The organism is Bacillota bacterium (assembly GCA_012518215.1).
GTDB lineage: Bacteria > Bacillota > Dethiobacteria > DTU022 > PWGO01 > JAAYSV01.
The window spans coordinates 1-10,654 of sequence record JAAYSV010000014.1; the positions used below are offsets into that span (position 1 = coordinate 1).

The window sequence follows — 10,654 nt, forward strand, 5'->3', positions numbered from 1 at the left end:
GGAAGCGAAACGGGACTGCCGACGTGATGTGGACAGTGTATTACCTGTCCATTCTGAGGGAGCCCTGTTTTTTGGGGCGACCGAAGAATCCCCTAGTTGAACACACTCACTCCCTGAACCGTTCTTTTGCTATGGCCCATGAACGGCCCAGTCGCCAAGCCAACATATAAAAAAAGAAAAAGAAAACGTAGGCGGCCAAGGAAACCCTTGTTAATACCACTTACCCACGGGGGGAAGCTATTTCCTGGGTTTTATCTTTTCGCATACCCACTAAAGAGAGCTTCAGTTCCTGAAGAATCCCCTCCTCATGTACCCCTTACCCTACTGCCAGAAAAAGAAAACGCCCTACCTGTCATTCCGAGCGAGCGGCTGCAGCATGCCGCGACAGGGAATCTTGACCACTCACTTCCGCCTGCAAATCAATTATCGCCATAACCACGTACCTGCCTTCTGGCGGCTGGTAGATTGCTCCTTTTATTCCGACGAGAGCAATTCGGGGGGCCATGATCCGGCCAGCCTTCTGGCATGCATGACAGCATTCCATCTCTCCGCGGCCAGCGGCCGATTGAAACTCTTCAGGTTTGCCAGTTTGAAACCGTATTTGTCAGCCAATTTTTTCGTGTAAAGGATACTATCCAGCGTGATCCCTGTCGATCCCATGCTCATGTTTTCATAATGGTGATCAAGAGCGAGCATCATCGTTTCTGCCATACAGGCATAGGCTTCCCCCTTCTCGAACCCGAAGTTCCATCCCAGGGAGGGGCGCCCCGGAATTTCCACGATTCCGCCATCTATTACCAGGACATCGGGCCTTCGTTTCAAAACCTCTTCACTGACATTGGAAGGCTGGGAAACATCGCAGACGATGGCACCGTATTTTAAATTTTTGGGGGTGATCAGCGCGGCGGTGCTGCTTGTTGCACTGACGACGATGTCTGCACCGGGCAACCATTTATCTATCTGCGTGGTAATGTGGATGGGAACCCCTTTCCGGGCGGAAGAACGGGCAAGATCAACAAACATTTCCAGGGGGGCATCCGCATCGGGGAGGCCTTTCATTGCCGCCACATGTTCAGCTATGCTGCCCGGTACAAATGTTTTTTCTTTCCTCTGCCCGGCTATGAACCTGTATATCTCCGCGGCTGTTCTCCACAGGCGGTCTGCCCCCGCATTTTTGTTTCCGGGGTTACCGATCAGAACGAGGCCGGACACTTTTTCCGACATCAGGATGGCCACCCCTTTCCCGATTGACCCCGCTGCTCCTATCAGGGCTGCCTGTCCGCGACCGGGAGTCTCTCCCATTTTATTCAGTGCGCCGGTGATCGCCTCCACGGCGGCGACAACGGTGTAACTGTTTCCGGTTGTGAGCGGTATGTTCATATCCCTCAAATACAATCCTCCTCCCGAGGCTACCGAGATATAGGCGCCCAGACCTACAATTTCAGCACCCCTGTGATGGGCAAGGTTGATGGCTTCCTTCAGTTCTGCCAGCACCTTCTTCCGTGGCATTTCCATCAACTGGGCCGTGGTCCTGGGGACGGCGATGAATTCTCCATAGGCCGTGGCACCGATGTCGGTCATGATTCTTGTTCCGGAAACGAAAAAGGGCCTGACCATGTCATTCCAGCGGGTTACCAACCTTTGCAATTCATCGGAATCGAAAGCTGCCAGGCCGGGGTCAAATTCGGCATAATTTGCCATGTTCAGGGGATGGATCAGGAACGCAAACCTTCCCTCTTGCGGATCAGCGGAAGGGATAGCGAGATTTTCTGGCGGAGAAGTGTTGCAGACCGGATATTCTTTTTCATCGGCATCGATCAGGAACGAAAAAAGCTTTGCCGAATTCCTTGCCTCAAGGATCTGCAACATATTTTCCAGCCCCTGCATGGCCCGGTCGCATTGTTCCCTGGTGACGCACAGCGGTGGTTCGACGCGGATGACCCTGTTGCCGTTGAGAGTGGGGGCTACCCTAAGATGTTCAACGTTCAACAGGTAACTTGAAAGGAGGGGGGTAAGAAGTTCCTGCTCGGCCATGATGCCCGGAAGGCTACCGGGGAAAGATTCCCTGCTGATGTCAAACTTGATTCCCAGCAACAGGCCCCGCCCGCGGACCTCCCCGATAATACCGGGATATCGATCCCTGAGCAGAAGTAGCCTCTTTTTAAGATATTCACCCGTTATCCTTGCAGCAGCGATTGCCTCCATCCCGTTGCGCAGTAGCATTTCAAGGGAACAGATGCCGGCGCGGCATGCCGTGGTACTGCCGGCAAAGGTGGAAGAATGATTCAGCGCAAACTCCTTCTGGTAGGCCCGGTCATTGCTGAGGCATGCGCCGATGGGAATAACGCCCCCGCTCAAAGCTTTGGCCAGCAGCAGGATATCGGGGAAGATTCCCTCCTCCGTGCAGGCAAACAGGGAGCCGGTGCGTCCCAACCCGGTCTGTATTTCATCCAGGACGAAGAGCAACCCGTATTTTTTGCAGAGTTTTTCCGCTTTCCCCAGATAACCGGCCGGCGGTTCCACCACGCCTCCTTCTCCCTGTATCGGTTCCAGGATGAGTGCGGCATACCGGTTCGGTTTTTCAGCCAGCAGGCTTTCGAGCGCATGAAGATTTCCGTATTCAACATGATCAAATCCTTCCATCGGGGCCATGAATGGACGCTGATAGCTTGGATTGCCCGTGGCCGAAAGAGCACCCAGAGTTTTACCGTGAAAACTGTTCACTGCCGACAGGATTCCTTTACGGCCCGTGGCTGCACGGCACATCTTGATCGCAGCCTCCACCGCTTCCGCCCCGCTGTTGCAAAAAGTGACGTATTTCAGCCCTTCCGGTGCAATCTTGATGAGCTTTTCGGCCAGGTCACCCGCGGCGTTCAGGTTGGAGGGCTGGACAAAATCAGGCTCCCTTTCTTCATATGCCCTTGTAATCGCCTCCCATATTTCTCGCGGGTTATGGCCGAAAGGCAGAGCCCCGTAGGCGGCGATAAAATCAAGATATTCATTCCCCTCTTGATCGTAAAGGTAACAGCCTTCTCCTCTTACAAAGCTCTTGTCCATACCGATACTCTCGATCATTTTTCCCAGAAAGGGGTTTACATACTTTGAAAACGAATGCATGGAAAAACCCTCCGTGTTAACATTGAAATGTATGTGCCCAAATATGTGCACACCTATATTATATGCATGCACCGGCCAAACATCAACCCTATTTTCCCTTTGAACGCCCGTAAAAATATCTTTTCCGTTCTGTTCTTCGTTCAAGGTACCGTCTTGCCGGGTTGGCAATCCACGGTCTCCGGGGCGGGGGTGGCCCGCGGGGTGTGGTGGCGGAGGACAATTTGGTTCAACAGCTTGTTAATAAATAAATAATTATATAGAATAGCAGTTGAAAACGCCATCATGCAATGATGCCGTCAAGGTGGGATATCAAGGATATGCATATCATCATCATCGGCGGTGGCGGCGTGGGGTATGAACTGGCCCGCAGCCTCTCCGAAAAAAATCAGGATGTCGTCATCATCGAGAAAGACCCCGAGAAAGCATATCGCATCAACGAACGTCTGGATGCCATGGTCGTTGAGGGCAACGGGGCCAACGTGGCCATTCTGGAGAAAGCCGGGGCCAGGGAGGCCGGTATTGTCGCCGCTGTAACGGAGATTGACGAGGTGAACATCATTGCCTGCATGGTGGCCAAACGCCTCGGCGCCAGTATCACGGTGGCCCGGGTTCGCGGCGAGGAATACTTCGAGAAACATCATGCATTGCTCCATGAACAGATGGGTTTGGATTTCATCATTAACCCCGAAAGGTTGGCTGCACAGGAGATAGTGGAGATGATTCATTTCCCGGATGCCGGCAACGTCGAGTACTTTGCCCAGGGCAAGGTGATGATGCTGGGAATCATCGTTGAACAGGAAGCAGGAATTACCAACCGAACCCTCAAGGAGCTGCCGTTGCCGCCGGGCTGCATTATCGTGGGTATCAACCGCCCCGGCGGTGAATTTCTGGTTCCTGGCGGGAAGGATATGGTCAAACCGGGTGACAAGATATATCTGCAGGGAAAACCGCAGGTTTTGCGTGAAGTTAGCTGGATGTTGCATCATGAACGCCTCCGCGTACAGCGGGTAACGATACTGGGCGGCGGCCGAACGGGTTTCCGGCTGGCCTCCCTTCTTGAAAATAACGGGACGAGCCGCAAGTTCTCGGTAAAGTTGGTCGAGAAGGATCCCCTCCGCTGTGAAGAATTGAGCCGCAATCTTTCCCACACTCTCATCCTGCAGGGAGATGCAACCGATCTTTCTTTTTTCAAGGGAGAGGAGATCGAGGAGGCGGAGGTGCTGGTGGCAGCCACCGGCGACGATCGGACCAACATCCTTGCTTCATTGCTGGGAAAACAGCTGGGAGTGAAGAAAATCATTTCCGAGATAACGGACCTCGAATATATTCCCATCTTCAAAACCCTGGGCATCGATAGCACGGTCAATTCCCGTCTTATCGCTGCATCGCAGATCCTGCGTTTTACGAGGAGGGAGGATATCATCTCCCTCTCCATCCTGCAGGATGAGAATGCGGAGATGCTCGAGCTGATCCTTCCCGACACGGCCCGTGCTGTCGGCAAGAAGGTCTGCAAACTGAATTTGCCCCGGGGGGTGCTCATCGGTGCACTGGTGCGGGATGACGAGGTTATCATACCCCATGGTGACACCCTGCTTCTGGCCCACGACCGCCTGGTAATTTTCACCCTTCCCGAAATCAGCGCACATCTGGATCGCTTCTTTGCCGGCAGGCGCACCGGAAAGGCAGACCGGAAGTTCAAAGAAAATCATTTGAAGAAGGAATGAGAGCAATGCAACGCCTGCACATCCTGCATCTGATCGGCTATCTGTTGATTGCCCTCTCCCTGGTGATGTTATTTCCTCTGGCATGGTCGCTATTCGAGGGGGGAGCGGATTCGAGCTCTCTCCTGGTTTCGGCACTGATAACCGGGCTGGTCGGTATAATTCTCTGTCTGCTGATTCCTTCCAGCAACAGAATCACTCTGGTTGATAGTTTTGCTCTGGTCACACTGGCCTGGTTCTTTGCCGGGTTTTTCGGTGCACTGCCCTATTATTTTTACGGCCTGTTTGACAGTTTTACCGCTGCTTGCTTTGAATCCATATCCGGATTCACGACCACCGGGGCCACCGTGATCAACGATGTGGAAGCGGTACCGGCAGGGTTGCTGCTCTGGCGCAGCCTGACGCAGTGGTTGGGGGGGATGGGCATCATCGCTCTTTTTGTCGCCCTTCTGCCACGGCTGGGTTTGCATGGCATGAATCTTTTCCGGGCCGAGGTGCCCGGAGTTTTTGCCGATCGCGTCGTGCCCCGCGTTGCGGAGATGGCCAGGAAACTCTGGTATATTTACGTTGTCCTGACCATGTTGCAGACGGCGCTACTCATGCTGGTCGGCCTCCCTTTCTATCATGCCCTCAACCATGCTCTGACCACCATGCCCACGGGTGGATTTTCAACCCTGAATTCCGGCGTGGCCTCCCTGGGAAACCCCGCGGCGGAGATGATCATCATTGTTTTCATGCTGGTGGCCGCCGTGAATTTTGCCCTATACTATCAGTTGCTCCGCGGTGATTTCAGAAACTTTTTCCGCAATCCGGAGTTGCGATTCTATCTTTTTTTCGTCCTGCTGGTCACCATCCTTGTTGCTTTCAATATTCATTCACATGATGGAGTTGGCGAAACGATGCGCCGTGCCTCCTTCCAGGTTTCCTCGATTATCAGCACCACCGGATTCAGTTCGGTTAACTTCGATGCCTGGCCCGTTTTCAGCAAAGCATTGCTTTTCATGTGCACGTTCATCGGTGGTCCGGGGGGATCTACTGCCGGAGGGATCAAGCTTGTACGCATCATGTTGCTGGGCAAATTCGTTTATCGTGAGATATACAGGTTTGTTCATCCAGCGGCGGTGAGTACGGTCAAGCTTGGGGACCGCCCCATCCCGGAAGATGTTTTGCGCAATGCGGTTGCTTTCATTTTTCTGTATATGAGCGCTTCCGCCCTGGGGGCCCTTGTGCTTGCGGGGATGGGTCTGGATCTGACCACCTCCTTTTCCGCGGCGGCTGCTTCCCTGAGCAACGTAGGCGCCGGTTTTGGACTCATCGGTTCGTTGCCCGGATATGGCAGTATCCCCCTTCCGGGCTTATGTTTCCTCGCTTTCCTGATGATCCTCGGGCGGCTGGAAATCTATACGGTGCTTGTCTTTTTTCTGGTGGCTTTCCGGAGGTTCCGGCGCTCCGGCTAGGTGTGGCCGGAAGCGATCGATCAAAACGAAAAGAGGAATAATATGATCACATCAAAACAATCATTTCAGGACATACGCGCGGGCAGGTTTTCGCCGCTCTACCTGTTGACCGGTGGTGAGGACTACCTGCAGGAACTATGGCTCGGCCTTCTGCGAGAGAAATTTCTTCAAGGGGATGAAGCAAATACCGGGTTTCGGAAAATAGAAGGGCACGAGGCAAATCTGATAGAAATAATTGTCGATCTGGGGATGCCCACGCTTTTTTCCACGGGGCGAAAAATCGTGTTGATCGATGATTTTCCCTTGCTGTTTTCAACAGCGCATCCCCAAAAAAAGAAGCCTGCCGCCACGGGTGACGTACGGTCGGGGAAATCCGGAAAAACAGACGGAGAAGAGAAAAGAATCAAAGAAGCCCTCGCGGTTTTTCAGGAACAGCAGAATTCGCATCCGGAAATCGAGCATATCATTGTCTTCAGGGCAGCCGAGGTGGATCGGCGCAGGAGTTTTTTCCGTTTTCTGCAAGAATCCGATGCGGTGGTCATCTTCTCCCCCTTGAAAGGAAGGGATCTCGATGCATGGGTCAGGAGTCGTCTGCATGCCCATGATAAAAAAGCCGATCCCCGGGCTCTGGACAAGTTGCTGTTCATTGCCGAAAGCGATCTTCGGCGAGTGGATAGCGAGATATCCAAAATTGTTTCCTACATGCACACCGACGAGAAGATCGTAACCGAGGAGCTGGTCGATAAACTGGTTTACAGTGATCCCCGCGGTAACATTTTCAATCTTGTGGATGCTCTGGGGGAGGGGGTGCCGGAAAAATCTTTCCGCTATCTGAAAGCCCTGCTTGCTCTCCACACCCCGCCGCTACAGATCCTTCACATGGTGGCCCGGCAGTTCCGCCTTATTTTGAAAGCCCACTCCCTCCGGGAAGAAGGGGTCAAGCGGTCCGCTGCCATTTCCAGGCTGGGGGTCCATCCTTTTGTGGCAGACAAGCTCTTTCGCCAGGCTCGAACTTACCGACGGGAAGAACTGCGGGAGATAATCCGTATCATTCAGGAGACCGATCTTCGGATCAAAACGGGAAAAACGGAACCCGAGCTGGCCCTGGAGTTGCTGATCGGGCGCATCGCCTCTTTCATGCCCTGACCCCCGGCAGGAGGTTTCTCTAGTCGCTATTTTTTATCTTGATCCCACCCATCACCGACCGGGCATAGATGTGTACGAGCCTGTCATCGTCACCATCGATATTGTATTCGATCTTCTGGCTGGTGACGATACCTCCCTCCTCCCGGCCTAGGAAAGAAATGCCGCCGAGGAAGGCATTTCCTTCACAGATCACCGGCAGATCCCGGGGAACCTTTACCTCGACTCCTCCCATGAAGGCGGTCAGATCCAGAAAAATATCTTCGCTGCCTACCTCCGCATCGGTCAGGTCCAGATTGATTCCGCCCATGAAGGCCAGATAGTTGCCACTTTCCAGTTTCCATGGCTTCCGGTGGCCTGTATCGACCCTGCTCATGAAAGCCAGGCAGTTATTTTTTTTCGTGGGACTCCGTTTACCGAGTAGCATTGATCCGAGAAGAATCAACAGCACGGGCAGGAGTAACTGCCAGAACCTTTTGATCATCGCCGCTTCGAGCAGTCCCACATTCCTCCCCAGATAGAGAACCCCGATGGCCATCATGATCAGGGCCGAGATGAACTGCCCCCAGGGGAAAAAAGATCTCTTTCCGGAGAAGATGCCGGAGATGCGGAAGGAAAGAACAAGCCAGTTGAGGCCAACGAACAGGGGAATGAGCGGCCAGTAACTCCACAAATTGAAAGCGGTTGTATCGATCACGCCGAAATCCTGCAGCAGCCAGAGTACCCCGGCAACAAGGATCACCAATCCCACGATTACACGCAAATTCAAGCCTCGCATACGATATCCTCCTGTTTGTTTATTGTCAAACAATGACTTGCAAACCCGGCTTTTTTTTGTTACCTGTACTTTTTGATGTATGCCACCGCTACATTTGCCGGAACCGATTGCAGTGCAAAATAAAAAAGACAGGTTGGGTTATCCTGTCCTTTTCCGGGCCTGACGCAAGGTGATTACTGTTCCCTGCTCTTCTGATACAGTTTGTACAACCGCGATTTTTTACGGGCAGCATTGTTCTTGTGAATAACTCCTTTGCTTGCCGTCTTGTCGATGGTACGTACAGCTTCTCTGAAACGTAGCTCCATGGATTCTTCATCTTTATCTTCCAGAGCTTCGATGAAACGGCGTATGGAAGTGTTCAACCGGCTTTTTTCAGCCCGGTTGCGGGCTGTCCTGGTTATCGTTTGCCGGACTCTTTTTTTGGCAGACAGCTTCGTGGGCACGGCTTCACCTCCTCATGATCAAAAAAATAAACAAAAAATAGCAGACAACAATGGTATGGCAAGCAACACTTTAAAAGTTTACCATTTAAAAATACATATTGCAACATCCGGCCTGCAAAACTTTTATACCAACTGTGATGTTCCCGGGAAAAAAAGCAAAATGGGTAAAAAAACTTGCCGGGGTCATTGCGGTCATGATTTGCGCTGCAACATCGGCAATTGAAATCCCCGGTTGCCCGGCAGCGGGGTTCCCTCCGGATTTCCATGTTGCCGGAGTTCTCTGGCACAAAAGCGACGAGCATGAAAAAAGCATATAAAATAACCTTTTGGTTATGATAAATTCAGTAACAAAAATCCTGCAAGGGAGGTGAAAAGATGCTAGGTTTGATTGTCCGCTTTATCGTGTCGGCGATAGTGTTGATGGTGGTAAGCTTCATATTGCCCGGATTTGCGCAGCTCAGCTTCGGGCATGCTCTGATCGCCGCGGTGGTTATTGCTCTGCTGGGATTCATCGCCGAAAGCTTTTTTGGCCGCAGGATTTCCCCGCAAAACAGGGGGCTGGTCGGTTTCATAGTGTCGGCGGTGATTATCTTTCTGGCCCAGTATGTTGTTCCCGGCATGAACGTCAGTATTATCGGTGCAATCCTTGCGGCTATCGTTATCGGAGTGATCGACCTGTTTGTTCCGACGGAGTTGCGTTGACAAAGGAGGAAATTGGATTTGACCTGTAGCCCAGAATACCGTGACGGCTTTGTTCCCGGGTACAATATCAGGACCGATCTGGCACTCGAGGCCAACGAGGTTATCAGGGAAGGAACAGCAGCTGAAATTCCGGGAGTCAAGGAAGAAATAAAGGATGAGGATGGCATCAAGGTGACGAAGGTGACGGTTTTGACGGATGAAGCTTCTTCACAGCTTGGCAAACCGATCGGCAAGTATGTTACCATCGAATCCCCTGACCTGAAAAAGAAAAGTGCCAGCTTGCAGAATCGTATCAGCCAGATCCTGGCCCGGGAAATAACGGAGATGGCCGGTTTTCATGAGAAACCGGGTATGTCCATCCTCGTGATAGGCCTGGGTAACTGGAATGTGACTCCCGATGCACTGGGTCCCAAGGTGGTTGAAGACTTGCTGGTTACACGTCATATCTTCGATGGGCAGGACCCCTTCGGTTTATCAGGAAAGGGATTTCGACGTGTAGCGGCATTGTCTCCCGGGGTGATGGGGCTTACCGGCATTGAAACCAGCGAGATCATCCAGGGTGTAGCCCAGAGGATTGACCCCGATCTGATCATTGCCGTGGACGCTTTGGCTGCCTACAGGCTAGAAAGGTTGCATACCACTGTCCAACTTTCCGATACCGGTGTTGTTCCCGGCTCGGGAGTCAAAAATGAAAGGATGGCCATCAATCAGAGCACCATGGGGGTACCCACGATCGCCATCGGGGTTCCCACCGTTGTAGGGGCAAGCACGATCGCCAATGAAGCGATAAATGTTCTCATCGAAGAGATGAAAAGACAATCTTCGGAAGCCCACGCTCTGGCTAATGCCCTTGAAAACTTGAATTGGGAAGAAAGGAAACGCCTCATAGAGGAGGTTCAAGAACCATTTATCGATCAACTGATGGTAACCCCCAAGGAGATTGATACATTCATGGATGACATCTCCATGGCCATAGCCGGCGGGCTCAACGAGGCACTGCACCCGGGTATGGCCGAAACCGAGGCAGACAAGTTTCTGCAGTAGAAAGGAAAGGACACTGACAAAAATATCCCGGAAGCCGTATATTTCCTGATCGGGGGCACTACTTGAAACTATGGTTCAAACTGCCCCCGCATTTTAGCGGGGGGGGGCTCTTTACCTGTCATGCCGCGCTCTTTCCCCTGGTATTGTGCCATTCCGGCGACTGTCTTTCCAGTACTGTCATTCTGAGGGAGCCCTGTTTTTTGGGGCGACCGAAGAATCCCCTTCTCGTAAACACCTTACCATCGCCAC

General features: G+C 52.5%; 9 protein-coding genes. 6 read left to right on the forward strand and 3 right to left on the reverse strand.

Annotated elements, in window-relative coordinates; translation table 11 throughout:
* Window positions 1–474 precede the first annotated feature (474 nt).
* Window positions 475–3,117, reverse strand: a complete 2,643-nt coding sequence (locus GX364_02740) for an aminotransferase class III-fold pyridoxal phosphate-dependent enzyme (GenBank protein ID NLI69768.1) — start codon at window positions 3,115–3,117, stop codon at window positions 475–477.
* Between the two features lie 317 nt (window positions 3,118–3,434).
* Here GX364_02740 and trkA point away from each other — a divergent pair, with 317 nt between their 5' ends.
* The 3 genes from trkA to holA are packed head-to-tail and all read left to right on the forward strand — an operon-like array spanning window position 3,435 to window position 7,441.
* Complete coding sequence (trkA, locus tag GX364_02745) at window positions 3,435–4,841, forward strand: Trk system potassium transporter TrkA (protein NLI69769.1); 1,407 nt, start codon at window positions 3,435–3,437, stop codon at window positions 4,839–4,841.
* A gap of 5 nt (window positions 4,842–4,846) precedes the next feature.
* Window positions 4,847–6,295, forward strand: coding sequence for a TrkH family potassium uptake protein (locus GX364_02750; GenBank protein NLI69770.1), 1,449 nt, complete (start codon window positions 4,847–4,849; stop codon window positions 6,293–6,295).
* Window positions 6,296–6,337: 42 nt separating this feature from the next.
* The gene (holA, locus tag GX364_02755) at window positions 6,338–7,441 is read left to right on the forward strand and encodes a DNA polymerase III subunit delta (GenBank protein NLI69771.1); all 1,104 of its coding nucleotides are present in this window, start codon (window positions 6,338–6,340) and stop codon (window positions 7,439–7,441) included.
* Window positions 7,442–7,460: 19 nt separating this feature from the next.
* Here the strand turns inward: holA and GX364_02760 are convergent, their stop codons facing one another.
* Both GX364_02760 and GX364_02765 read right to left on the reverse strand, forming a co-directional pair.
* Complete coding sequence (locus GX364_02760) at window positions 7,461–8,216, reverse strand: cell wall-active antibiotics response protein (GenBank protein ID NLI69772.1); 756 nt, start codon at window positions 8,214–8,216, stop codon at window positions 7,461–7,463.
* A 173-nt stretch (window positions 8,217–8,389) separates the two neighbouring features.
* A complete protein-coding gene (locus GX364_02765) occupies window positions 8,390–8,659 on the reverse strand; it encodes a 30S ribosomal protein S20 (protein NLI69773.1) in 270 nt (89 codons plus the stop codon).
* Between GX364_02765 and GX364_02770 the strand changes: the two genes are divergently transcribed.
* The 3 genes from GX364_02770 (at window position 8,652) to GX364_02780 (ending at window position 10,405) form a co-directional block, all read left to right on the forward strand.
* Window positions 8,652–8,882 carry a hypothetical protein gene (locus GX364_02770; protein ID NLI69774.1) on the forward strand — a complete coding sequence of 77 codons (231 nt, stop codon included), beginning with the start codon at window positions 8,652–8,654 and terminating at the stop codon, window positions 8,880–8,882. The genes GX364_02765 and GX364_02770 overlap by 8 nt on opposite strands.
* Window positions 8,883–9,034: 152 nt before the next feature.
* A complete protein-coding gene (locus tag GX364_02775) occupies window positions 9,035–9,361 on the forward strand; it encodes a phage holin family protein (GenBank protein NLI69775.1) in 327 nt (108 codons plus the stop codon).
* 18 nt (window positions 9,362–9,379) lie between these two features.
* A complete protein-coding gene (locus tag GX364_02780) occupies window positions 9,380–10,405 on the forward strand; it encodes a GPR endopeptidase (GenBank protein NLI69776.1) in 1,026 nt (341 codons plus the stop codon).
* Window positions 10,406–10,654: the final 249 nt, after the last annotated feature.